The organism is Streptomyces boetiae (genome assembly GCF_031845405.1).
GTDB classification, from domain to species: domain Bacteria; phylum Actinomycetota; class Actinomycetes; order Streptomycetales; family Streptomycetaceae; genus Streptomyces; species Streptomyces boetiae.
The window spans coordinates 53,593-76,607 of sequence record NZ_JAVREN010000012.1; the positions used below are offsets into that span (position 1 = coordinate 53,593).

Annotated in this window: 20 protein-coding genes; 10 read left to right on the forward strand and 10 right to left on the reverse strand. The window is 78.0% G+C overall.

What is annotated here, in order from left to right; translation table 11 throughout:
• Positions 1-3: 3 nt before the first annotated feature.
• Positions 4-1,212, reverse strand: a complete 1,209-nt coding sequence (locus tag RM780_RS11040) for a hypothetical protein (protein ID WP_311630445.1) — start codon at positions 1,210-1,212, stop codon at positions 4-6.
• 145 nt (positions 1,213-1,357) lie between these two features.
• On the opposite strand from RM780_RS11040, the gene amiA reads away from it, so the two are divergent.
• From amiA to RM780_RS11075, 7 genes are all read left to right on the forward strand, one after another.
• The gene (gene amiA / locus RM780_RS11045; RefSeq protein ID WP_311630446.1) at positions 1,358-1,471 is read left to right on the forward strand and encodes a streptamidine family RiPP; all 114 of its coding nucleotides are present in this window, start codon (positions 1,358-1,360) and stop codon (positions 1,469-1,471) included.
• Between the two features lie 131 nt (positions 1,472-1,602).
• The gene (locus RM780_RS11050) at positions 1,603-2,463 is read left to right on the forward strand and encodes a hypothetical protein (protein ID WP_311630447.1); all 861 of its coding nucleotides are present in this window, start codon (positions 1,603-1,605) and stop codon (positions 2,461-2,463) included.
• Positions 2,460-3,968 carry a CocE/NonD family hydrolase gene (locus RM780_RS11055; RefSeq protein ID WP_311630448.1) on the forward strand — a complete coding sequence of 503 codons (1,509 nt, stop codon included), beginning with the start codon at positions 2,460-2,462 and terminating at the stop codon, positions 3,966-3,968. Before RM780_RS11050 ends, RM780_RS11055 begins: the two co-directional genes overlap by 4 nt.
• Positions 3,965-5,512: a YcaO-like family protein gene (locus RM780_RS11060; protein ID WP_311630449.1), complete on the forward strand. Its 1,548-nt coding sequence runs from the start codon at positions 3,965-3,967 to the stop codon at positions 5,510-5,512. The genes RM780_RS11055 and RM780_RS11060 overlap by 4 nt, the downstream gene beginning before the upstream one ends.
• An 8-nt stretch (positions 5,513-5,520) precedes the next feature.
• Complete coding sequence (locus tag RM780_RS11065; protein WP_311630450.1) at positions 5,521-6,612, forward strand: nitroreductase family protein; 1,092 nt, start codon at positions 5,521-5,523, stop codon at positions 6,610-6,612.
• Positions 6,609-8,375: an ABC transporter ATP-binding protein/permease gene (locus tag RM780_RS11070; protein ID WP_311630451.1), complete on the forward strand. Its 1,767-nt coding sequence runs from the start codon at positions 6,609-6,611 to the stop codon at positions 8,373-8,375. Before RM780_RS11065 ends, RM780_RS11070 begins: the two co-directional genes overlap by 4 nt.
• Before the next feature lie 23 nt (positions 8,376-8,398).
• Positions 8,399-10,153 carry an ABC transporter ATP-binding protein gene (locus tag RM780_RS11075; protein WP_311630508.1) on the forward strand — a complete coding sequence of 585 codons (1,755 nt, stop codon included), beginning with the start codon at positions 8,399-8,401 and terminating at the stop codon, positions 10,151-10,153.
• Between the two features lie 85 nt (positions 10,154-10,238).
• On the opposite strand, the gene RM780_RS11080 is transcribed toward RM780_RS11075, so the two are convergent.
• The 4 genes from RM780_RS11080 to RM780_RS11095 all read right to left on the reverse strand — a co-directional run bounded on the left by RM780_RS11080 (position 10,239) and on the right by RM780_RS11095 (position 14,747).
• The gene (locus RM780_RS11080) at positions 10,239-11,261 is read right to left on the reverse strand and encodes an ABC transporter substrate-binding protein (RefSeq protein WP_311630452.1); all 1,023 of its coding nucleotides are present in this window, start codon (positions 11,259-11,261) and stop codon (positions 10,239-10,241) included.
• The gene (locus tag RM780_RS11085) at positions 11,258-12,172 is read right to left on the reverse strand and encodes an ABC transporter ATP-binding protein (protein ID WP_394812935.1); all 915 of its coding nucleotides are present in this window, start codon (positions 12,170-12,172) and stop codon (positions 11,258-11,260) included. The genes RM780_RS11080 and RM780_RS11085 overlap by 4 nt, the downstream gene beginning before the upstream one ends.
• 11 nt (positions 12,173-12,183) lie before the next feature.
• Positions 12,184-13,323 (reverse strand): FecCD family ABC transporter permease, encoded by a 1,140-nt coding sequence (locus RM780_RS11090; RefSeq protein WP_311630453.1) that lies wholly within the window; start codon positions 13,321-13,323, stop codon positions 12,184-12,186.
• A gap of 101 nt (positions 13,324-13,424) precedes the next feature.
• Entirely contained in the window at positions 13,425-14,747 is a 1,323-nt protein-coding gene (locus RM780_RS11095; RefSeq protein WP_311630454.1) for an outer membrane protein assembly factor BamB family protein, read from the reverse strand.
• Positions 14,748-14,945: 198 nt separating this feature from the next.
• Between RM780_RS11095 and RM780_RS11100 the strand changes: the two genes are divergently transcribed.
• Both RM780_RS11100 and RM780_RS11105 read left to right on the forward strand, forming a co-directional pair.
• Entirely contained in the window at positions 14,946-15,608 is a 663-nt protein-coding gene (locus tag RM780_RS11100; protein ID WP_311630455.1) for a TetR/AcrR family transcriptional regulator, read from the forward strand.
• A gap of 208 nt (positions 15,609-15,816) precedes the next feature.
• Positions 15,817-17,139, forward strand: coding sequence for a phosphodiester glycosidase family protein (locus RM780_RS11105; RefSeq protein WP_311630457.1), 1,323 nt, complete (start codon positions 15,817-15,819; stop codon positions 17,137-17,139).
• Positions 17,140-17,202: 63 nt separating this feature from the next.
• On the opposite strand, the gene RM780_RS11110 is transcribed toward RM780_RS11105, so the two are convergent.
• Entirely contained in the window at positions 17,203-17,856 is a 654-nt protein-coding gene (locus RM780_RS11110; protein WP_311630458.1) for a TOPRIM nucleotidyl transferase/hydrolase domain-containing protein, read from the reverse strand.
• Positions 17,857-17,988: 132 nt separating this feature from the next.
• Between RM780_RS11110 and RM780_RS11115 the strand changes: the two genes are divergently transcribed.
• Positions 17,989-18,204 carry a hypothetical protein gene (locus tag RM780_RS11115; protein WP_311630459.1) on the forward strand — a complete coding sequence of 72 codons (216 nt, stop codon included), beginning with the start codon at positions 17,989-17,991 and terminating at the stop codon, positions 18,202-18,204.
• 139 nt (positions 18,205-18,343) lie between these two features.
• Here RM780_RS11115 and RM780_RS11120 read toward each other — a convergent pair whose 3' ends face one another.
• The 4 genes from RM780_RS11120 to RM780_RS11135 all read right to left on the reverse strand — a co-directional run bounded on the left by RM780_RS11120 (position 18,344) and on the right by RM780_RS11135 (position 22,999).
• Positions 18,344-18,568, reverse strand: coding sequence for a hypothetical protein (locus tag RM780_RS11120; RefSeq protein WP_311630460.1), 225 nt, complete (start codon positions 18,566-18,568; stop codon positions 18,344-18,346).
• A gap of 241 nt (positions 18,569-18,809) precedes the next feature.
• Positions 18,810-19,664, reverse strand: a complete 855-nt coding sequence (locus RM780_RS11125) for a universal stress protein (protein ID WP_311630461.1) — start codon at positions 19,662-19,664, stop codon at positions 18,810-18,812.
• A gap of 178 nt (positions 19,665-19,842) precedes the next feature.
• Positions 19,843-22,194 carry a heavy metal translocating P-type ATPase gene (locus RM780_RS11130; RefSeq protein ID WP_311630462.1) on the reverse strand — a complete coding sequence of 784 codons (2,352 nt, stop codon included), beginning with the start codon at positions 22,192-22,194 and terminating at the stop codon, positions 19,843-19,845.
• A gap of 148 nt (positions 22,195-22,342) precedes the next feature.
• Positions 22,343-22,999 (reverse strand): pyridoxamine 5'-phosphate oxidase family protein, encoded by a 657-nt coding sequence (locus RM780_RS11135; RefSeq protein WP_311630463.1) that lies wholly within the window; start codon positions 22,997-22,999, stop codon positions 22,343-22,345.
• Positions 23,000-23,015: the final 16 nt, after the last annotated feature.

Below are 23,015 nucleotides of genomic sequence, written 5' to 3' on the forward strand. Positions count from 1 at the left end.
CCCTCAGCGGCCGACGGGGTCGGCCTCGGCCCCGTCGGCCGGGGTGCGCAGCGCGAGGTGGCCGCCGTGGTGCAGGGGCGTGTCCAGGCGCAGGCGGGTGGTTTCCCCGCCCGTGCGGGCGTCGATGAGGTGGACCTCGCCGTGGCCGCCTCGGGTGACGGCGACCCAGCGCGCGCCCGGCGAGGCCGCCACCGCGCGGCGCTGAACGCCCTCCCAGGGGGTGCCCCCGCGGCGCGGGGCCCCGTCCATGGCCGGGAGGGGAACCCGCGCCGCCGGCGCCGAGGCGTCGGCACCCAGCAGGATCAGCTCGTCCCCGTCCGGGTGGACGCGGGTGAAGGCGGTGTGCTCCCGCGCCAGGGCCAGCCGGAAGACCAGCCCCGGGCCGAGGTCCGCCCCCGTCGTCCGGCCCGTCTCCAGGTCGTGGCGCCAGGCCCGGTTCGTCCACGAGGTCCACCGCAGCGGGTCCGCCGGGCCTGCGCGCAGCGTGGACCACAGCGCCGGGCGCCGGGTGTCCAGCCGCAGGTACCAGCCCCGGCCGGGCGCGCCCCACGGGATCACCGCCTCCGCGACCAGCCTCCCGCCCTCGCGGCGCGCCGCGTGCACGCCCTCGCCCGTGGCCGCGAATACCCGCCCGGCGCAGGGGAGTTGGGCGTCTCCGTGCCCGTCCCCCGGCAGGGGCAGGGAGGCCAGCGGCGCGGCCGGCGGGCAGCCGGGAGGCGCGCCGAGCAGGGCGGCGAAGCTGTGAACGTCCAGCGCGCCAGGCTCCCGGTGCCGCAGGACGAGGAGGGGGTCCCCCACGGCTCCCCCGAGGACGGTGACGCCCGGCTCGCCCGCGCGGGTGCGCACCCGGGCCGCGTCCCCCGTGGCCAGGTCCGCGACCGTCAGCAGGTCCGACCAGGGGGCGCCGTTCCTGCCCAGGCCGGTGGTGACCGCCACCCACCGGCCCGTGGGGTCGGCGGCCAGGTGCTCGGCCGGGGCGGCGACCGGGACCGCGGCCTCCACCAGCTCGGGGCCGAAGGGGTCGAGCACCAGCAGCTCCCCCCGGCGGTCGTCCACGCAGGCCACCCGCCCGCGCGGCAGGGCCAGGAACCCGGCGTGCTCGGAGAGGTGACGACGCGTCAGGCGAGCAGCCTCCTCGCCGTCCGGGACGGTCAGCACGCGGACGTTTCCCGCCACGTGGTCGGAGATCAGCAGCAGCGGACCGGCGGTCATCGGGGCCTCCTTCGCCGGGGCGCCCGGGGCTCGTGTTACCCGGATCACCCTCCAACAAGACTAGGAAAAGATAATCATCTTCATTAAGGTCTGCCGTGCGGCGCTCACCCGGGCGTCGTACCTCCCTTGCGATTAAGGAGAGTTCATGGACAACGAGCAGGTCTTCGAGCCGATCGCCGACCCGGGCCAGCTGGCCCACGACTCGGCCTCCCACTCCAACGCGCTCGTCGAGAACCCCTTCGACGACGTCGAGGACTGAGCAGGGCGACTCACCCCCGTGGGCCCGCCCGCGCCGCGGGGCGGGCCCACCCGCCCGTCCACGCCCCGCGCCCCGGCCCGACCGCTCGCCTCGCCTCGCCTCGCCTCGCCTCGCCGACAGGAGAACGCCCCGTGTCCCGCAGCCAGCTCGCCCCCGGCGTCGAGGTCGTCTCCGTGCCCGGACGGGGCCTGGCCCTGCGCACGGCCGAGGGGGAATTCCTCACCGTGCGGACCGGCGAGGCCGACCGCCCCGCGCTCCTCGCCCGCCTCTCCGGCGCGGACACGGCGGGCACGGACACGGCGGGCACGGAGGAGGCGCGGGCCGGACTCGGCCGCCTGCTGCGGGCGTTCGAGGGGGCCGGCTACCTGGCCGACGCCCCGCCCCGCCGGGAGTGGCCCGCCGGACGCCGGGAGGTGCGGCTGGTGGGCGACCCCGCGCTGACCGGGCCGCTGGCCGCCTGCCTGCGGGCCGAGGGCGCCGAGCCGCGCGCCGTCGGGCCCGGCGAGGCGGACGCGGGGCGCCCCGCCGCCGTCGTCTGGTGCCTCGACGGGCCCGTGCCCGAGGGGCTGTGGGACACCGCCGACCGGCTCCCCGAGCGCGGCGTCGCCTGGCTGCGCGGCCACCGCGAGGGCTGGCAGTACTACCTCGAACCCCTCGCCGCCGCCCCCGGCGACGTCACCTCCGCCCACGTCCGAGCCCGCCGCCTCGCCGCCACGCCCGCCCACCGCGAGCTGGCCGCCTACTGGAGCGGCCCGCGCACCTCCGGCGCCCCCGTCCCCCTCACCGCCCCGGCGGCCTGGCTGCTCGCCGGCCTCCTCGCGGACGACCTCGCCCGCTGGGCCACCGGCGCCCCCGAGGCCGGCGCCCCTGCCCCCGGCGGCCTGCCTCCCCGGCGCCGCCTGCGCCGCGTCGACCTGCGCACCCTCACCGTCACCGAGCACCCCGTGCTGCCCGTCCCCGCCGTCGCCCCGATGCCTTCAACGGCCGGATGAGCACCCTCACCACGGCCGTCGAGGGCCTGGCCACCGACGTCCAACTCCCGGACGGCGACGGCCCGTTCCCGGCCGTCCTGCTGCGTACGCCCTACGACCGGCTGCGGCACCGCGCCGAGCTGCGCGGCTGGGCCCGGCGCGGGTTCGCCGCCGTGGCCCAGGACGTGCGGGGGCGGCACGCCTCCCCCGGCGCCTGGCACCCCTACGCGCGCGAGGCCGCCGACGGCGCGGCCACCGCTCGCTGGCTGCGCCGACAGCCCTGGAGCGACGGGCGGTTGATCGCGGCCGGCGCCTCCTACGCCGCGCACTGCGCCCTCGCCCTCGCGCTGGAGGCCCCCGAGGACGCCCGCCCGGACGCGGTCCTCGCCGCCGTGCCCGCGCTGGGCCCCGCCGAGACCGCGCGCGAACCCTCCGGCGTGGAACGGCTGTCGGCCCGCGCCGGGTGGTGGGCCGCCCACGGCGACCGGCCCGACTCCGACGAACAGGCCCTCCAGCGGGCCCTGTCCGCCGACCCCGGCCTGCTGGCCCACCTCCCGGTGAACGCCCTCCCCGCCCGCCTCGGCCGGAGCCTCCCCTCCTGGCCCGGCCTGTGGCGGCACCGCGAGCGCGGCCGGACGGTCGCGCTCGCGGTGCGGGCCGGCGTTCCCCTGCTCGCCGTGGGCGGCCACCACGACCCGTTCGCCGAGGACACGTTCGCGCTGTGGCGCGCCTGGGGCGGGCCCTCGGCGCGGCTGCTGATGGGCCCCTGGGGGCACGGCCTGGTCGCCGAGCCGGGGCCCGACGCCGACCCGGCTCACCGCGTGCGGCTGGGCGACCTCTACGCGCGCTGGGCGCGCCGCGCCCTCGCCGGGGAGCTGCGCCCCGGGCACCGGGGCGCGCTCGCGCTGGGCGGCAGCCCCCTGTGGCTGCCCGCCGGCGCGGAGGGCGAGGCGTACGGCCCCGAGGTCCTGCCGCTGCGCGGGCCCGCGTTCACGGCCGACCCCGAACGCCCGGCGCTGTCCGGGTCGTTGAACGTCCCCGGCGTCGCCGCCGACCCCGCCGGCCCCGCCGGGGGAACGCCCGACCGCTGCGTGTGCGTCACCGCGCCGCTGCCCCTCCCGCTGGACCTCCTCGGTACCGCCGAGGTGCGGCTGCGGGCCACCGCGGACACGCCGTGCGCCGACTGGTTCGCCCGCCTCGTCGCGCTGGGCCCGGAAGGCGCGGCGCGGCGGCTGGCCCTCGGCGCCGTGCGGCGCGCCGATCCCCCGGGTGGCGCGGCCGAGTTGGCGGTGCCGCTGGGGCGGCTCGCGGCGCGGCTGCCCGCCGGGACACGGCTGCGCCTGGAGATCGCCGGCCACCACTTCCCGGCCCACGCCCGCAACCCGCACACCGGCGAGGACCCGGTGACGGCCTCCCGCCTGCTCCCCTCCCGGCGCGAGGTCGCCCCCGGCAGCGTGGCGCTGCTGCTCCCCGCGCTCCGCGCCCTCCCCGCCCCCACCGACCCCGAACAGGAGATCCCGCGATGACGGCAGAGACGACGGCGGAGCAGGCGCGGACGGCGGCCCGCGCAGCGGCGGAGCCGACGACCGCGGAACCCGGACGGGTGGAAGGGTCCGGGCGGACGGACGGGCCCGCGACGAGGAGCGGGCCCGGGACGGCCGCCGGCCCCGCGGCGAGGGCGGAGCCCGCGGGCGCGGCGCTGCCGCTGGAGGCGCTGGTGGACCCCGTCTGCGGGATCGTCCGGAAGGTCAAGCCCGTCGAGCACCCCGCCGGGGCGCCGCCGCGCTACACCGCGCTCACGGCCGAGATCTCCGACGCCCGCAGGCTCGGGCTGTGGCCCGCCGACCGGGTCTCGCTGGGCACCACCTTCGGGGACCCCGAGGGCGCCCGCGTCGCCGCCATCGCGGAGGGCATCGAGCGCTACTGCGGCAACCGCGTCCCCCCGCCCGGCCACCCCCTCGCCCCGCTGCGCGCCACGGCCGCCGAACTGGCGGAGAAGGGGCTGCGGTTGTACGGCCCGCGCGAGCTGCCCGCCTACGCCCCCTGGCAGTACGCCCGCGCACGCTTCCCCTACCGGCCCCTCACGGAGGAGACGCCCGCGCTGTGGGCGCGCGGCGAGGAGCGGCTGCCCGGCGGCGAGCGGGCCGAGGTCTGGGCGCCCGTCGCGCTCACCCACCTCAACTGGCGCCAGGGCGAGCTGCGTTCGCTGCCCCGCACCCACCACCTCAACTACGCGGGCATCGCCGCCGGGCAGGGCTTCGAGGACGCCGTCGGGCGCGGCCTGCTGGAGCTCGTGGAGCGCGACGCGCTCGAACTGTGGTGGCACCTCGACGGCCCGGCCCGCGGCATCGACCCGGCCACCGTGCCGGGGCTGAGCGAGGACCTGGCCGGATGCGGCCTCGATGTGTGGATCGCACAGATGCCCTCGGAGTTCGCCCCCTGCATGGCGGCCCTCGTCCACGACCCCCGGCTCGGCCTGTACGCCGCCGGGTTCGCCTGCAAGTACGACCCGGCCGAGGCCGCCCGCAAGGCCGTGCTGGAGGCCGTGCACACCTGGGTGTTCACCCAGGGGCTCACCGAGGCGGACGGGTGGGTCTTCCGGGCCGTGGAGGCCGGACTGCTCGCGCGCGGCCTCTATCTCGACCACCGCGAGGACCGGCGTTATCTCGACGACTGCGGCGAGGAGTTCGCGCGCGTGCGGGACCTGGGCGCGCACGTCCAGGTGTGGCTGGACCCCCGGATGGCGGCCGAGGCCCGGCGCTTCACCGAGCCCGCGCACGGGACCGTTCCCCTCGGGGCGGTCGAGCCCGGCAGCCCGGAGCGGCTGGAGCGCGCCCTGCGCGAGGGCGGCCACCGGGTGATGACCTTCGACCTCACCACCGAGGACGTGGCCGGGACGCCGCTGCGCGTGGCCCGGGTCCTGGTCTCCGGCCTGCTGCCCAACGCCCCCGCCGCCTTCGGGTACTTCGGCTGCCCGCGCCTGGCCGACGCCGCCCTCGCGCGCGGCTGGCGCACCGAGGCCCCCCGCGCGCCGGAGGACTTCACGCTGGCCCCGCCGCCCCACATGTGAGGCCGCCCGTGGACCTCGTCGCCGCGCTCGCCCGCGCCCGTTCCCCCGAGGAGCCCGGCCCCGGCACCCCGGCCGGGCCGCCCGTCCGCGCCTGGCCGGGGCCGCCGCTGCCCCTGCCCGGGCCCGGGCAGGGGGAGCTGGACCTGTCCCGCCTGCTCCGCCTCTCGCTGGCGGCCACGGACCGCGCGGGGCGGCTGCGGCCCGCGCCCTCCGCGGGCGCGCTGCACCCGGTGGACGCCCGGCTGGCCGTCGGCGCGAACTGCCCGCTGCTGCCCGGGCGTTACGGCTACGACCCGCTGCGCCACCGCGTCCACCGCCTCGGCCCGGCACCCGCCGACGCACCCCCCGGGGCGTCCGTCGAGCTGTCCCTCACCCCCCGGCGCACGGTCTCCCACTACGGCCACCGCGCCTGGCCGCTGCTCCTGCTGGACGCCGGGCACGCCGCCGCCGCGCTGTGGCTGGCGGGCCGCGCCCTGGGCGTTCCCCCGGCCGCTCCGCGCATCGGCGGAAGCGCCGAAGACCCGCTCGTCACCTTGCACTTCGCCCCGCCCGGGGACGCTCCACCGGCCGAGGACGCCCCCACGCCCGCCGAACTGCTGGCCCGCCGCAGCGCCCCGCCGCCCCTGCACGGCGCGCCGCCCGAGGAGGCCCTGCGGGCGCTGCTGGCCACCGCCGCCGGGGCCAGCGCGGGCGAGATCGCCTGGTGCGCCGCCGTCGGCGCCCCCCGCCCCGGCCTCCTCGCCCTGGCGGACGACGGCGACCTGCGCCGCCTCGCCGCCGGCGAGGCCCGGCCCACGCTCGCCGCCTGGGCCGCCGGCCAGCCCTGGATCGCGCAGGCGGGCGCCGTCCTCCTCGGCCACGGCTGCCCGTCCGACGCGGACGCCCCGCGCATCCGCCGCGCCCACCTGCGCGCCGGGTACGCCGCCGGGCTGGCCCACGTCGCCGCCGCCCGCCACGCGCTGGCCGCCCGCCCCATCGGCTCCTGGCAGCGGGCCGACCTGGGCGCCGCCCTCGGCTCCGCCCCGGGCCGGGACTGGATCGTCCACGGCCTGGCCCTGGGCCTCGCCACCCCCTCCCATGTCGAAGAGAGAACCCCGTGATCGTCCACCCCGAGCTGCGCCGCGCCGCACGGCACGCGCGGCGCCCCCTGGCGGCGGCCACCCTCCTCCAGGGCGCCGTCACCCTCACCCACCTCGCACAGGCCGTGCTGCTGGCCCTGGCCCTCGCCGAGGCGGCCCGGGGCGAGACGGCCCGGCTGCCCCTGCTGCTGGGCGCGGTGCTCGCCGTCGTCGCCGCCCGCGCGGGGCTCGCCCGGCGCCAGCGGCACACGGCCGTGCGCGCCGGGGCGCGCGTGCGGGTGCGCCTGAGGGACGAACTCCTCGCCCACCTCGGGCGGCTCGGGCCCGCGCACCTGTCCTCCCCGGGCGGGCGCCCGGGCGCACCACCGGCGCGCGCCGGGGCCGTTCGCACCACCCTGGTCGACGGGGTCGAGGGCGTGGACGCGTACGTCTCCCGCTACCTCCCCCAGCTCCTGATCACCCTGGCCGTCCCCCCGCTGCTGCTCGCCGCCCTCGCCGCGATCGAGCCCCTCGCCCTCCTGGGCCTCGTGCCCGCCCTGCTGCTGGCCCTGGCCGGGCCGCGCGCCTGGGACCGGCTGCTGGCCCGGCGCGGCAGGGACCACTGGGACACCTACGAGGGGCTGGGCGCCGACTACCTGGAGGCCCTCCAGGGCATGCCCGCGCTGCGGGCCGCGGGCGCGGTCGGGCGGACGCGGGAGCGGCTCCAGGCGCGTTCGGCCGCGCTGCACCGGGCGACCGTCGCCAAGCTCCGCGTCTCCCTGGTCGACACCGGCCTGACCGACCTGGCCGTCCAGGGCGGAACGGCCGCCGCCGCGCTGCTCGCCTGCCGCTCGGCCGTCACCGGCTCCACCGCCGCCACCGGCACCTACCTGGTGCTGCTGCTGGCCGCCGAGTGCTTCCGGCCCGTGCGCGACCTCTCCCGCGAGTGGCACGCCGGGTACCTGGGGGCCTCGGCCGCCGACGGGCTGCGGGCGCTGCGCACCGCCGAGCCGGCCGTTCCCGACGCGGGAACGCTGCGGGCCTCCTGGGCGAAGCCGCCCCGACTGCGGTTCGAGGACGTGGAGTTCGGGTGGGACGGGGCGCGGGAGCCCGCGCTGCGCGGGGTCAGCTTCACGGCCGAGGCCGGGCGCACCACCGCGATCGTCGGCCCCTCGGGCGCGGGGAAGTCCACGCTGATCGCGCTGCTGCTGCGCCACCGCGACCCGCGGCGCGGCCGGATCACCCTCGACGGCCGGGACGCCTCCGCGTACACCCTGGCCTCGCTGCGGCGGGGCATCGCCGTCGTCTCCCAGGACACCCACCTCTTCCACGCCACCATCGCCGAGAACCTGCGCCTGGCCCGGCCCGCGGCCACGGACGGGGAGCTGGTCCGCGCGGCGCGCGCCGCGGGCGTTCACGAGGAGATCGCGGCCCTGCCCGACGGGTACGCCACCGTCCTCGGCGAGCGCGGGGCCACCCTCTCCGGCGGGCAACGGCAGCGGCTGGCGCTCGCGCGGGCCCTGCTGGCGGACGCGCCGGTGCTGGTCCTGGACGAGGCCACCAGCTCGGTGGACGAACGCCGCGAGGCCGGCATCGTCGGCGAGCTGCGCCGGGCCGCCGGGCGCAGGACCGTGCTGGTGGTCGCCCACCGGCTCGCGGCCGTCCGGCACGCCGACCGGATCGTGGTGCTGGACCGCGGGCGGGTGGAGGCCGTGGGCGAGCACGCCTCCCTCCTCGCGGCCGGGGGCCTGTACGCCGACCTGGTCCGGGCGGGCGACGCCGCCGAGGGGAGGCTGGCCGCGTGAGCGCCACCGCCCGCGACGCGGGCATACCGCCCAACGACGCGGACACACCGCCGGACGAGACGCCCGCGCGCGGCTCCCTGCGCGCCCTGCTGCCGGCGCTCGCCGGGCACCGCGCCATGGTGGCCCGCACCTGCGCCGCCGCACTGCTCGAACAGGCCGCGCTGGTCTGCCTGTTTACGCTGGCCGCGCACACCGTGGGCACCGCCGTCATCGAGGGCCGCGCGCCCTCCGCGGGTACGGTCCTCGCCCTGATCGCCCTCGTCCTGGTGCGCGCGTGGACGACCTGGCGGGAGATGGACCTCTCCCACGACCTGGCCTACCGCGTGCTGGCCGAGCTGCGCGTGCGGATCTTCGACGGGCTCGCCCGCAGCGCGCCCGCCCGCGTGGCCGGACGGCGCAGCGGCGACCTGGCCGCCACGGCGATGGCCGACGTGGAGGCGCTGGAGTTCTTCTACGCCCACACCACCGCCCAGCTCCTGGCCTCCGGCCTCGTCCTCTCCGGCGCCTGCGCCGTGCTGGGCGCCGTCGAGCCGTGGCTGCTCGCGGCCGTACTGCCGGTGGCCGCGCTGCTGATCGCGGCCCCCTTCGCGGACGCGCGCGGGCGCGCCGCGCGCGGGGCCCGCACCCGCGCCGCCGCCGCGCGGCTGTCGGCCGACACCGTCGAGACCGTGGACGGGCTGCCCGAGCTGCTGGCCTTCGGCGGCCTGGCCGCCCGGCGGCGCCAACTCGCCGCGCGGGGCAGGGAGGTGGGCGAGGCCCAGCGGGCGGAGGCCGGCTGGGAGGCCGTGGCCGCCGCCGCCCGCGACCTGCTGATCGTGCTCGCGGTGCTGGGAACGGTGGCCGCCGCGGCGCAGTCCGTGGCCTCCGGGCGGCTGCACGGGGCCTGGGCCCCGGCGGCGGTGGCGCTCTCGCTGTCGGTGCTGGGCCCGGTGGCCGAGTCGGCCCGGGCGCTGAGCCAGGCCGTGGGCCTGCGCGCCGCCGCCGCCCGGGTCCGCGCGGCCCTGGACGCCCCGGCCCTGGCCCCGCCTCCGGCCGCGCCGCGCCCGCTGCCGCCGGGCCCGCTGGGCGTCCGGCTGCGCCGGGTGTCCTTCGCCTACGGCGGCCCGCCCGTGCTGGACGGGGTGAACCTCACCGTCCCCGCCGGGCAGACCCTCGCCCTGGTCGGCGCCTCGGGCGCGGGCAAGTCCACCTGCGCCCACCTGCTGGCACGCTTCTGGGACCCGGCCGCCGGGGCCGTGCTCCTGCTGCCCGAGGGCGGCGAGCCCGTCGACCTGCGCGAGCTGCGCGACGCCGACCTGCGCCGCGCGGTGGCCGTGGTGGGCCAGCACACCCCCCTCTTCCACGGGACCCTGGCGGAGAACCTGCGCCTGGGGGCGCCCGAGGCGGACGAACGCCGGCTGGCGGCGACGGCGCGGCTGTGCGGCGTCGACCGGATCGCCCCCATGGACACCCTCGTGGGCGAGCGCGGCGCCACCCTCTCCGGCGGGCAGCGCGCCCGGATCGCCCTGGCCCGCGCCCTGCTCGCGGAGCCCCGCGTCCTGGTCCTGGACGAGACGACGGCCCACCTGGACAACGCGGGTGACGCCGAACTCGCCGCCGCGCTCGGCGCGGAGAGCCGCACCACCATCGTCATCGCCCACCGCCCCGCGACCATCCGCCGGGCCGACCGCGTCGCGGTGCTGGAGGCGGGGCGGATCGCGGAGGAGGGCACCTGGGAGCAGCTCACCTCACGGCCGGACAGCGCGCTGAACCGCGTCCTGGCCGTCCGGCCCGCCTGAAGCCCGCCCGCAACTCCCGGAAAGGACGGGGAAACGGCGGAGGCCGCCCGGCGCGGGCCGGGCGGCCTCTCGGCTTGACGGGGCGTCAGAACGCCTCGGGGTACAGGCCCTCGGCCACCTCCGCGACCGCGTCCACGTTGCCCAGCGTGCCGGGGTAGACGTCCGAGGCGGAGATGGAGACCAGGCGGTCGTTGCGCACGGCGTCGAGCTCGGGGAACGTCCGGGTCAGGTAGTCGCGCGTGGCCTCCTCGTGCTCGGGGCTGTTGACCGCGAACACGAGGGCCTGCGGGTCGCGTTCGGCCAGGGTCTCGGGGTTGATCTGCGCGGCGAAGAAGTCCGCGAACGCCGCGTCCTGGGGCCCGAAGACGTTCTCGCCGCCGGCCCGGCGGATGATGTCGTACTCGATGCCGGCGCCGATCGCGGAGAGCGTGGAGCCCTCGACGTAGACCTGGGCGACCGTCAGCGGCTCCTGGTCCGCGACGCGTTCGTCGACGTCCTCCAGCGTGGCACGGGCCTCCTCGGTGAGCCCGGCGGCGGCCTCCTCCACGCCGAGGGCTTGGCCGAGGGCCTCCAGGTCGGTGAACAGGTCGTCCACCGTGCCGGTCATCCGGCGGTCCGCGCAGCCGCCGGTAGCGATGTAGGCGGCCACGCCGGCCTGCTCGAGCTGCTCGACGCTGGCGAAGCCCTGCTCGGCGGTGAACTCGTAGGCGGTGGGCGCGGCCACGAAGTCCGGCCCGGCCTCCAGCAGCACCTCCCGGGTGGGCGGGGCGTCCTCGCTGAGCACCGGGATGTCCTCGGCCTCGGCCCGCAGGTCCTCGGGCAGCGGCGCGGTGGCGGTCTGGGCCTGGCCCGCCATCCGGTCGCGCAGGCCCAGGCGCAGCAGCAGCTCGGTCTGCGAGGGGCTCAGGCCCACGATCGCCTCGGGGGCGGCGGAGAGCTCTATCTCCCGGCCGCAGTTCTCCACGACGGTCCGCTCCGCGCCGGCGGAGCCCTCGCCGTCCTCCTCGGGCTCGGAGACGCCCGAGCCGCAGGCGGTGAGGGCGAGCAGGCCCACGGAGGCCAGGGCCGTTCCGGCGAGGCCGGGACGGGAGGGGAGGGAACGGGTCATCGTGCGTGCTCCTTGGCTGAACGCTCGGGCGCCGGGTCGTCCGACGGCGCTTCCGACGGGGTTTCCGGCTCGGACGGGGTTTCCGGCTCGGACGGGGTTTCCGGCTCGGATGAGGACGGGGACTGCGGGGAGGGCTCCCGGGACGGCTCCGGGGAGGAGAAGGCGATCAGGGGCCGCCCGGTCACGGGGTGGCTGAGCCGGTGCGCCCGCACGCCGAAGACCTCGCCGATCAGCTCCGGCGTCAGCACCTCCCCCGGCGGCCCGTGGGCGACGATCCGCCCCTCCCGCATGACGGCGACGACGTCGCAATGGGCCGCCGCCAGGTTCAGGTCGTGCAGCGCCGCGAGCGTGGTCAGGCCCAACTCCCCCACGATGCGCATCAGTTCGAGCTGGAAGGAGATGTCCAGGTGGTTGGTGGGCTCGTCCAGCACCAGCACCTGGCTCTCCTGCACCAGGGCGCGCGCCAGCAGCACGCGCTGCTTCTCGCCGCCCGAGAGCCCCGCGAAGGGCCGCTCCGCGAGCGCGGAGGCGCCGACGCGCTCCAGGGCGCGGGCGGCGAGCGCGAGGTCGCGCGGGGAGTCGCCGCCGATGCCGCGCTGGTGCGGCAGGCGCCCCAGCAGCACGACGTCGAGCACGTCCAGATCGAAGTCGGCGGTGGTCTCCTGCGTCATGGCGGCCACCCGGCGCGCCACGGTCCGCGGCGGCAGCCGCCACACGTCCTCCCCGCCGACGCGGACCGTGCCGCCGACGGGCCTGAGGACCCGGTAAAGCCCGCGCAGCAGCGTCGACTTGCCGCTGCCGTTGGGCCCGACGAGCCCGGCGACCTGGCCGGGCTCCACGGCGAACGCCGCCCCGTGCACGACGCGGGTGCCGCCCGGCGCGAGCACCACGTCCTCGAACTCCACCCTCATCGCGGCATCCCTCATCGCAGCATCCCCGCCCTGGCCGCGCGCCCCCGGCGTATCAGCCACAGGAAGCAGGGGGCGCCCACGACGGCGGTCACGATGCCGATCGGGATCTCGGTGGGCTCGGCGACGGTCCGCGCGAGCACGTCGGCGGCCATCAGGAACAGCGCCCCGCCCAGCACGGCGACGGGCAGCATCCGGCGGTGGTCCGCGCCGACGAGGATGCGGGCGGCGTGCGGGACGACCAGCCCGACGAAGCCGATGCCGCCGCTGACGGCCACCACGGCCCCGGTCAGCAGGGAGGCGGCGATCACGAGCTGTCCGCGCAGCCGGTTGACGTTGACGCCCAGCGCGGTGGCGTTCTCGTCCCCGACCAGCAGGGCGTTGAGGGCGCGGGCGTTGAGCAGGGCGAAGAGCGTGACGGCGGCCAACGCGGCGGCGGGGACCGCGAGTTGGTCCATGGTGGCCGCGGAGACGCTGCCGAGGAGGAAGAACAGCACGCTGAAGACGTTCTGGGCCTCGGTGGTCAGCGTCAGGTAGCTCGTCACCGCGCTGAGCAGCGAGCCGAGGGCGACGCCCGCCAGGATCATGCGGGTCGGCGCCAGCACGCCGCCCTGCCGGGCGAGCAGGTAGACGGCGGCGGTCGCGGCGAGCGCGCCGAGGAACGCGGCCCCGCTGAGCGGGAGTCCGCCCACCGCGGCCGAGCCCAGTGTGATCACGGCGACGGCGCCGACGCCGGCCCCGGCGGAGACCCCGAGGACGTAGGGCTCGGCCAGCGGGTTGCGCACGGCCGCCTGCATCAGCGCCCCGGCCAGGGCCAGCCCGCCCCCGGCCAGGCCGGCCAGCAGCGTGCGCGGCAGGCGGAACTGCCAGACGGCCTGGTCCTGGAGGCGCGTGATCGAGCCGTCGCTCATCCAGGGCGCGTCGGGAAGGAGGTGCCCGAGGATGACGCGCACGGCGTCGGCCGCCCCGACCTCGGCCGGCCCGGTGGCGCCGGAGAGGACGAGGACGCCCAGGATGGCGGCCCCCAGCGCGAGGTACACCCCCGCCAGGGCCCCGGTCGAGCGGCGCCCCGGCCGCCGTCTCGCGGCCTCCGGCCCGGCCTGTCTCGTGACGGACAACGACACGCCCCCCTTGGTGAAAACGGTTTTCGTCACCGTATCCACTGGGGCGGCGGCGGGCAACGCCCGCGCGCGGATGTGAAGACGATCACCCGCGCCGGGGCGCCCGCCGCCGGAGGGCGGCCGTCACGCGGCCGTCACGCGCCGCCGGGGCCGTCCCAGCCGGCCGGGATGCGGGCGAGACGGACGCGCTGGGGGTGGTCGCCCACGGCGACCGTGGCGACCTCGCGGCCGGTGGCGAAGTCGATGGCGGTGACCTGGTCGGAGCCGCTCTCGGAGATCACGCAGGCGCTGCCGTCGCCGCTGACCGTGGCCCAGTAGGGCTTGTCGGCGGGGACGAGGGGGCCGGGCCGCAGCGTCTCGCGGTCCACGACCGCGGCGTAGTCGTCCATCGTCCCGGCGACGCACAGGTGTGCGCCGTCGGGGCTCATCGACAGCCCGTGGTGGCGCGAGTCGTTGACCCAGGTGGTGCGGTCCGGGTCGGTCTCCGGGTTCTCCGGGAGGGTCGCCACGCGGGTGATGCGGTCGGCGGCGACGTCGTACTCCAGGAAGCCGTTGAAGAAGGAGACCTGGAAGTACAGGGTCGACTCGTCGGGGGTGAACGCCACGGGCCGCACCGAGTCGGACAGGTCCCGGCGGCCGAAGGCGTCCAGGCGCCGGCGCATGTCGATGCTGCGCACCTGCTCGAAGGTGCGGGCGTCGACCACGGTGATGCGCCGGTCACCCTTGGCGAAGTCCAGCTCGGGGGCGTCGAAGGCGTTGTTGACGTCCCCGATGGCCATGTTCCACAGGTAACGGCCGTCCGCGGTGAAGACGTTCTCGTGCGGCCTGTCGCCGGTGGCGAAGGAGCCGACCTGCTCGCCGGTGCGGATGTCCAGCACGTGGACGCGGTTGGCGGTGGAGGCGGAGACCGCCACACGGGTGCCGTCGGGCGAGACGGCCATGTGGTCGGAGCGGAAACCGCCCACGGGGAAGCGCCAGTTGATCCGGCCGGTCTCGATGTCGATCGAGACGACGTCCGCGAAGCTGGGCCGGGAGACCACCATGGCCGAGCCGTCGGGGGTGGCGTACATGTCGTCGACGAACTGGTCGTGGCCCTCGCCCACGGTGTGACGGATCGTCAGCAGTGCTATCAGGCGTATCGGGTTGAGGTGGATCTCCGTCATCCGCTGCCGCCGGTCGGGGATGACGTCGACCCGGCCGATCCGCTCGAAGTCGCCGGAGGCCTCGATGACGTCGGCGGTGCCGTCCCAGTTGTTGCCGACGAACATCACCTCGCGCAGCCCGGCGGCCTGCACGGGCTCCTCCCCGGCGGGGGCGGCGACGCCGGTGACGGCCCCGGTGAACGCGAGGGCGAGGACGGCGCCGATCAGTCCGGCCGTCCGCACCGGGGTGCGGCGACGGCGCCGGCCGGGGCCGTCGGCGCGGCGCGGGGCCGCGCCGGGGGCGGGAGAAGACATCGTTGTACCTCCGCTGGTCGGTGAGGGGTCCGCTGCTCGGCGGCGGGGCACGTGGACGGACGGCCCGGCCCGCCCGGGGGTGAGTCTGAACAAGCTCTTGTTCAGATCTGAGGCCCTTAAACTAGCCAGTAACCGCACCCCCCGCAAGGGTCCGGGCGCGGCCCAGCGCCTCAAGCACCGCCGAAACAGGGGAAGTCCGTGGCCGGCAGACTCAAGGGCCCGACCGGCCGCTACGCGGGCAAGACCGCCGCCGAACGCCAGGCCGAGCGCCGTGGCCGCTTCCTCGACGCCGCGCTGGAGCTGTTCGGCACGCCCCCCGGGTACCGCGCGGCGACGATCACCGCGCTCAGCGAGGCCGCGGGCCTGTCCACCCGCCAGTTCTACGAGCAGTTCCGCACGCTGGAGGACGTCCTCGCCGCCCTTCACCTCCAGGTCAACGACGAGGCCGAGGCCGCCGCCACCGCCGCCCTGGGCGGCGCGGAGGGCCTGCCCGTGATCGAGCGAGCGGACGCCACCTTCCGCGCCTACGCCGCCTACGTCACCGGCGACCCGCGCCGCATCCGCATCACCTTCACCGAGATCGCCGGCGTCAGCCCCCGCATGGACGAGCAGCGCCTGGCCCGCCGCTCCCGCTGGATCGACCTGCTCACCTCCGAGGCCGAGGCCGCCGCCGCGCGCGGCGAACTCCCCGACCGCGACTACCGGCTGGCCGCCGCCGCGTTCATCGGCGCCGTCAACGGCCTCCTCCACGACTGGGCCGCCGGCTGGGTCGACGCCACCCTCGACCAGGTCATCGACGAGCTCTGCCGCCACCTGCGCGCGATGACCCTCCCGGACCCCTGCCCGCGCGGGCAGGGCTGAGGCGCGCCCCGGCCGTTCGCCCGGCCCGGCCGCCCGGCGGGCCCGCGGCGCGGAACGACCCCGGCGCGGAACGACCCCGGCGCGCGCGGCCGTTCCCCGCGCGCCCCGGCGTTCGCCCGCCGCGCCCGGCGGCGGGTTCACCTCCGCGACACGGGGCGATCAGCCGCGGCGGTGGGCAGAGTTCGCCCGGCGACCCGAAGCTCGGCCCATGACGTTCCTCTCTCGCACTCACCCGGGACCCGGACGCGCCGCGACGGCCGCGGCGGCCGTGCTGACCGCCGTGCTGACGGCGGCCCTGACCCTGCTCACCGCCCCGGACGGCCGGGCGTCCGACGGCGCGACGGCCGGCAGCGGGGCGTTCCTCCCGCTCGGCGACGCCGGCCTCACGGAGACGCGCGGCACCGAGACCCTGGCCCCCGGCGTCACCCTCACCCGCATCGTCCGCGGGACCGAGCCGGCGCCCGCCGACCAGATCAACACCACCACGCGCGGCCCCTGGGTGGTCAACGTCCTCACCTTCGACCCGCGCAGAACCCGCGGCCACCTGGCCGCCACCCACGGCCCCGACCTGGCGGGCGTGGAGCCGACCACCGCCCTGGTCCGCGAGGCCGGGGCGCTGGCCGGGGTCAACGCCTCGTTCTTCACCTTCACCGCCAACCGCCAGTACCCCGGCGACCCGGTCGGCCTGGGCCTGTACGACGGCCGCCTGCTGAGCGAGCCCACCGGCGGGGACACCGAGGCCGACTTCGTCGTGGACGCCCGCTCGAACCGGGCCCTGATGGGGCGGCTCGCCTGGAGCGGCGGCATCCGCAACCGGAGCACGGACGCCACGCTGCCGCTGGAGTTCCTCAACCACCCGCCGGTGGTCCCCGCCGCCTGCGCCGGCCTGGCCGACCAGACCCGGTGCGCCGAGCCGGGCGACGTGGTGCGCTTCTCCCCCGAGTTCGCCGCCGCGACGCCCTCGGGGCACGGCGTCGAGGTGGTGCTCGACCGGCGCGGCTGCGTGGTGCGGACGGCGACCGCGCGCGGCACCGAACTGGCCGCCGGCCAGGCCTCCCTCCAGGCCACCGGCCGCGAGGCGGCCGACCTGCTGCGGGTGGCCGGACAGGGCTGCGTCGCCGTGACCTCCACGCTGGTGGACGAGCGGGGCGACCGACTCCCGGTCCGCGAGGGCCTGTTCGGGGTGAACGGCCGCTACCGGCTGATGGCGGACGGCGTCAACGTGGTGCCGGACGGCTCGGGCAGCTTCTTCGCGCGCAACCCGCGCACCCTCGCCGGCACGACCGCGGACGGCAGGATCGTTCTCGCGACGATCGACGGCCGCATGACCACGAGCGTGGGCACGACCATGGACGAGACCGCGGCCGTGGCCGAGGCGTTGGGCCTGCACGACGCGGTGAACCTCGACGGCGGCGGCTCCACGGCCATGTCGGTCGGGGGCGAGCTGGTCAACCGGCCGAGCGGCGGGGTCGAACGCGCGGTCGGCGACGCCCTCGTCTTCCTCGGCCGGCCCTACCGCACGGCCGGCTGACGTCGCGTCACCCCGGGTCGGCCGTGGGCGCGTTCCGCCGCCCGGCCGGCGCGGGCGGCGGCGTCAGAGCCCGGCGGGCAGTCCGTTCGTCAGTTCGTTCGTCAGCCCCTCCATCAGCCCGTCCAGCGGCGCCGGGACGCGGCCGGGGGCCAGGGCCTCGGTGAGGACGCGGGCGTAGTGGATCTTGCGCCCCTTCTTCGTGCCGAGGAAGCGCCGCACCTGCCGCTCGGGGGCGCGGTCCCGCTGGGCGGGCTGGGCCTGGAAGCTCCGCAGGGCGCGCAACTCCCCCTCGGCGTCGACCAGTTCGACTACGCGCGGCACGCCGAGCGCGCGGATCAGCTCGTCCTCCAGGTCCGCCGCGCAGACGTGGAACTCCCGCCGCTCCGCGCCCGCCCGCTCCAGGCCGCGGGCGTAGTGGCCCCGCTCCGCCTCGTCGCACAGCCCGGTCAGGCCGAGCCCGAGGCCGGGCGGCCCGAGGAGACGGGCGTAACGGCCGACGTTCATCGCGCCGCCCATCGGCAGGACGCAGATCCCCTCGGCCTCCAGGTCCCGGCCGCGCCGCGCGGCCAGGGCGCCCACCGCGGCGGCGTCGCTGGGCCCTTCGAGCAGAACGGCCGCCCGGACCGCCAGCCCCTCGGCGAGCTCCCGCGCGGGGCCGCCGGGCCCTCCGGCCGCCCACGCGGCGACCGCCTCCCGGAACGCGCCCATGTCAGCCATGGGACGAGTCTCCGCCTTTCCGGCCGCCACGGACAGGGATTTCCGCCGCCGCCTTCCCCGGCCGCGAGGCACGACACGCCGACCCGGACGCCTGTTCGTACATTCGTTCGAATTCATGGTTGAATCGGCCCCATGGAGCAAGCCGCCTTCCCCGCCGACCTCCTCCGCCACCAGCGCGAGTGGTACCGCACCTACCAGGCCCTGGCCGCCGCCTCGCACCCCCTCGCGTACACGGCCCTGCGCCGCCGGCTGACCTGGCTCTCCGCACGCATCGCCTACCACCCCTACTGGTCCCAGCGCCGCCCCGCCGCCCGCGCCGACCTGAGCGCACTCGCCCGCGCGGCCTGACCGGGGCCGTCACGGCCCGGGCCGCCCAACTCCCCGGCCGGGGCCCCGGCATGCTCGTCGAGGGCGGAGCCGCGGCGGGCGGGGCCGGTCACGGCGGGGCCGGCCCGGTCGCCTTCGGGCCAGGCCCCCCCCGGAGCCGTCACGCGTGCTTCTCGTACATGGCCAGCGCCAGTCCCAGGCCGAAGAAGGTCGGCGCCCACTCGCCGACGAAGATGCCCCACCGGTCGGCCCGCGCCACGTCCGCGCCGGGCTCGGCCTTCACCGACACGGCCCAGCTCAGCACGGCCAGCCCGATGCTGCCGAACGCGGCCGCGTAGGCGTGCTCGCTGCGGACCCCGGCCTCATGCAGCTTCTTGACAACCATGCTTCTTCCCTTCTCGTCTTCCCCCTTCTTTCCCACACTGTGCGGCGCGGGGACCGGCCCCGCCACCGGGGCGGTGCCGTCCCGGCCCCCGGGACGGCACCGGCCGCGAGGAAGGCCGCGCCGTGACCATGGGCCCACGGGCGCCTGTGCATCGGGGCGTGCCCGCGGCGCGGACGGGAGAGAGGGAGCGGCCGACGGGCCGGACCGCCGAACGGGTGGCGGCGGGGTGGGAGGACGCCGGTCAGGCCGGGGGCACGACCGCGACCGGGCTCCGGGCGTGGTGCAGCAGGGCGTGCGTCACCGCGCCCACCCGCGCCCCCGGGCCGTGGCGCCCGCCCCGGCCGACGACCACGAGAGCCGCGTCGGCTGCCGCGTCGACCAGCGCCTGCGCGGCACTGCCGGCCAGCAGCGTCTCGCTGACGGGTACGTCCGGGTGATCGGCGCGCCAGGGGCGCAGCACCTCGGCCAGCGCCGAGGCCTCCGCGACGCCCGGCTCGGGCGCGCCGGCGGGCAGGGGCTGAAAGGGGTTGGGCGGCAGCGGCACGTGCCAGGTGTGCACCACGCGCAGGGGCAGACCCCGGCGTTCGGCCGCGTCGAAGGCGAACGCCAGGGCGCGCTCGTCGGGTTCCCGGGGCCGTTTCAGCCCGAGGACCACCTCGCTCCCGGCCTCGGCCGCCGCGCGCCGCCCGCGGATCAGGACCGCCGGGCAACGGCTCCGGGCCACGACGCGGGAACTCACCGAGCCGAGCAGGAAGCCCGACACGGCGCCGAGCCCCCGGGAGCCCAGGACGATCAGGTCGGCAGCGGCAGCCGCGTCGAGCAGCGCCGTGACCGGGTCGCCGGCCACGGACCGGACGTCGATGCCCGCCTCGGGCTCCCGCGCCGACAGCTCGTCCCGTGTGCGGGCCAGCAGGAGTCCCGCGGCCTTCCCCGGGTCGTCCGGCTCGACGGTGACCGGCCCCATGAGGGTGGTCACGGACCAGGCGTGGAGCAGCCGCACGGGCGCCTGGCGACGCCCGGCCTCGTCGCAGGCCCACTGAGCCGCGGCCAGGCTCTCCGGCGATCCGTCGATGCCCACGACGACGGGACGAGCCATGGCAAAGCCCTTCTGCGGTCGGAAAGCCGTTCCGCGGCCGGAGAGCGCCACGACTGTGCGCTGTCCTCGCTCCCCTGCGGCCGGGTGTCTCCTGTCTACCTCAGCCCCGGGGCCCTCGCGCGGCGGGCGAGCCGGACCGGGAGGCGCCGTGGCCCCGGCCCGCGGACCAGGCGCGGGGCTACGGCGCGAGGGAGAAGAAGTTCTCGTCCTCCTGCGCGAAGTGCAGGCGGAGCACGGCGTGCAGCCCGTACAGGCACGCCCGCAGGTCGTCGGCCTGTCCAGGGCGCAGTGCCGGGCCGCCCGGCCCGGGGCGTTCGTCCGCCAGCGCCAGGTGGGTGCCGATCCGGCGGGTGAGGCGCTCGATCTCCGTGTGGGCCCGGCTCATGGTCGCCGTCGCCTCCGGCCCGCCCAGGGCGTCGGCCACCCCGGGGTACAACTCCCGTTCCTCGGCGCGCTCGTGGGGCAGCAGATGGTCCGTCAGCAGGCGGTGCACCCGCCGGACCGCCGCGAGGGACTGTTCGCCCGGGTCGGCGGAGAGCCGGTCGGCCGCCGTCCGCACCGCCTCCACCACCTCCCGCAGCTCCGTGTGCTCGGCGGCGAAGCGGCGCAGCAGCCGCTCGGTGTCCGGCGCCACGGCCGGCCCGGCCTCGCGGCCCGGGCGCACGGCGCGCAGGGCGTTGAGGATGACGGCGACGTCGATGCCCTCCTGGAGGAGGGCGCCGGCCGCCGGGGGCAGCAGGCCGAAGGCGGCCAGGCCCATCGCGGCGAGCGAGGCCAGCATGCCGCCCAGGGCGCTCTGCACGGCGATGCGGCGGGAGCGCACCGCGATGGCGACCGCGTCGGCGAGCCGGTCCACGCGGTCCGTCGTGAGCACGATCCCGGCGGCCTCCGACGAGGCCGAGGAACCGCGGGAGCCCAGCGCCACCCCGATGTCGGCCGCGGCCAGCGCGGGCGCGTCGTTGATGCCGTCGCCCACCATGACGGTCACCGCGCGCTCCCGTTCGGCGCGGACGGCCGCCACCTTCTGCGCCGGGTCCCGCCCGGCGTGGACGGTGTCCAGGCCGACCACGGCGGCGATCTCCCGGGCGGGCTCGGGGCGGTCGCCGGTGACCATCAGCAGCCGTTCCACCCCGGCCTCGCGCAGCCTGCGCACCGTCCGCGGAGCGTCCGGGCGCAGCGGATCACGCAGCAGCACCGCCCCCGCGAGCGCGCCGTCCACGGTCAGCCACACCACGGCGGCGCTCTCCAGCCCGGCCCGGTTCTCGACGGCCGCCGCCCAGCCGGGCAGGGCCGCGCCCGGCGGGCGCTTGCCCGCCGCGACCTCGTGCCCGGAGACCACGCCGGTGACTCCGCGGCCCGGCTCCTCGGTGACGTTCTCGGCCGGCAGGGGCTCCGCCCCCCGGCCGCGGGCCTCGTCCACCAGCGCACCGGCCAGGATGTGGGAGGAGAACTGGTCGACCGAGGCGGCCAGCCGCAGGATCTCCGAGGACGAACGGCCCTCCGCCGCCGCGACGCCGGTCACCCGCGGCCGGCCGGCGGTGAGCGTGCCGGTCTTGTCCAGCACCACCGTGCGCACGTGCCCGAGGCGCTCCAGGGCGCCTCCGTCCCTGACCACCACCCCCAGCCGCGCGGCCCGCGAGAGCCCGGAGACGACGGCCACCGGCGCCGCCAGAAGCAGGGGGCAGGGGGTGGCGACGACCAGGACCGCGACGGCACGCACCGAGGAGCCACTGATCAGCCAGGCCGCCCCCGTCACGGCCAGGGTCACCGGCACGAACCAGGACGCGTACCGGTCGGCCAGGCGCAGCACGGGGGCCTTCCGCGCGCCGGTCTCCCGCGCCAGGCGCACGATCTCCGCGAAGGCGCTGTCCGCGGCGGTGGCCGTGGCCAGCAGTTCGAACGCCCCTCCCGCGTTCACCGCGCCGCTGCGCACGGAGTCACCCGCCGGGCGCTCCCGCTGGAGCGGCTCCCCGGTGAGCGCGGACTCGTCCAGCACGGCCGTGCCCTCCGCTACCCGGCCGTCGACGGGCACCACCTCCCCCGGCCCGACCACCACCCGGTCTCCCGGCGCGACCTCGGCGAGGGGGACGGTGCGCACCCGCGTGCCCGTCCTCAGCCGGGCGGAGCGGGGGGCGCGTTCCACCAGGCTCCGCAGGTCGTGCGAGGCCCGCCGCTGTGCCGCCCGCTCCAGCCAGCGCCCGGTGCCCAGCATCAGCGCGATCACCGCCCCGGCCAGGTACTCGCCCACGGCCAGGGCGCCGGCCAGCGCGAGCACGGCGACGATGTCCACGCCGGTGCGACGGCGCAGCAGAGCCCGCGCGACCCACACCGAGGCGGGGGCGAGCCCCGCGAGGGTGGCCGCCGCCCAGCAGGCGTCGGCGGCTCCGCGGGCGCCGGACAGCCAGGCGATGCCGCCGGCCACCAGGGCGGCGCCCGCGACGCCCGTCAGGGCCGGCTCGGCCCAGCGCCCGGCCGCGGCGAGGACCCGGCCGTGCGGCGGCCGGTCGGGGGCGGGTGCGGAGTCGCTCATGACCACTTCTCCGGCGTCGCGCGCGGGTTTCCGCGCACTCTCAGGCACTATCAGAACGCACTCCCGGGGGCCGCGCGACCGGTGACGGCTCGCCGGCGGCGCCCGGACGCGAGCCTCGCGGCGTGGCGGGCCGGTCGAGGGCGGGGGGTCAGGGGACGCGGATGCGCCGGCCGGTGACGCGGCGCGTTTCGACGCCCATCCACTGGTCGCGTCCGCCGCCGGCCCAGGGGGTGGTGTGTGCCCGGTCGGACAGCCGGCGGGCGGCGGCCGGGTCCGTCACCCGCTTCAGGGGGCCGGTCACGAGAACGCTCCAGCCCTGGCTGAGGGCCTCGTCGATGTGGTCGGCCTGGAAGGCCACCTCGCCGCCGGCGGCCCGGTCGAGGGAGCCGCCGCTCGCGGTGCGGAAGGCGATCGTCTCCTCCGCCACGGTGTAGTTGACGGGGAAGACCGCCGGAGCCCCCCCGTCCGCCGATACGGCCACGCGGCCCACCCCGTGGGTGCCCAGCAGCTCGCGGCACTCCTGCGGGCCGAGCTCCAGCAACCGCGGGTGGCGAGCGGCCCGGCCCAGGCCCTCCGGAAGGTCCGCTCCCCCGCCCAGCAGGCGGTCGGCGGAGGTCTCCAGGGCCGCGGCCAGCCGCAGCAGGGACGCGGTGTCCGGGGTCCCGGCCTGCTCCTCCACGTAGCGGACGTAGGCCGGCGCCATCCCCGCGCGGGCCGCCACCTCCTCGCGGCTGAGCCCGAGTTGCTCGCGCCGCAGCGCCGCGCGCCTGCCCACATCCCCGCGTCCCCCAGCCCGGCCCGTCATCCGCATCGCTCCTCTC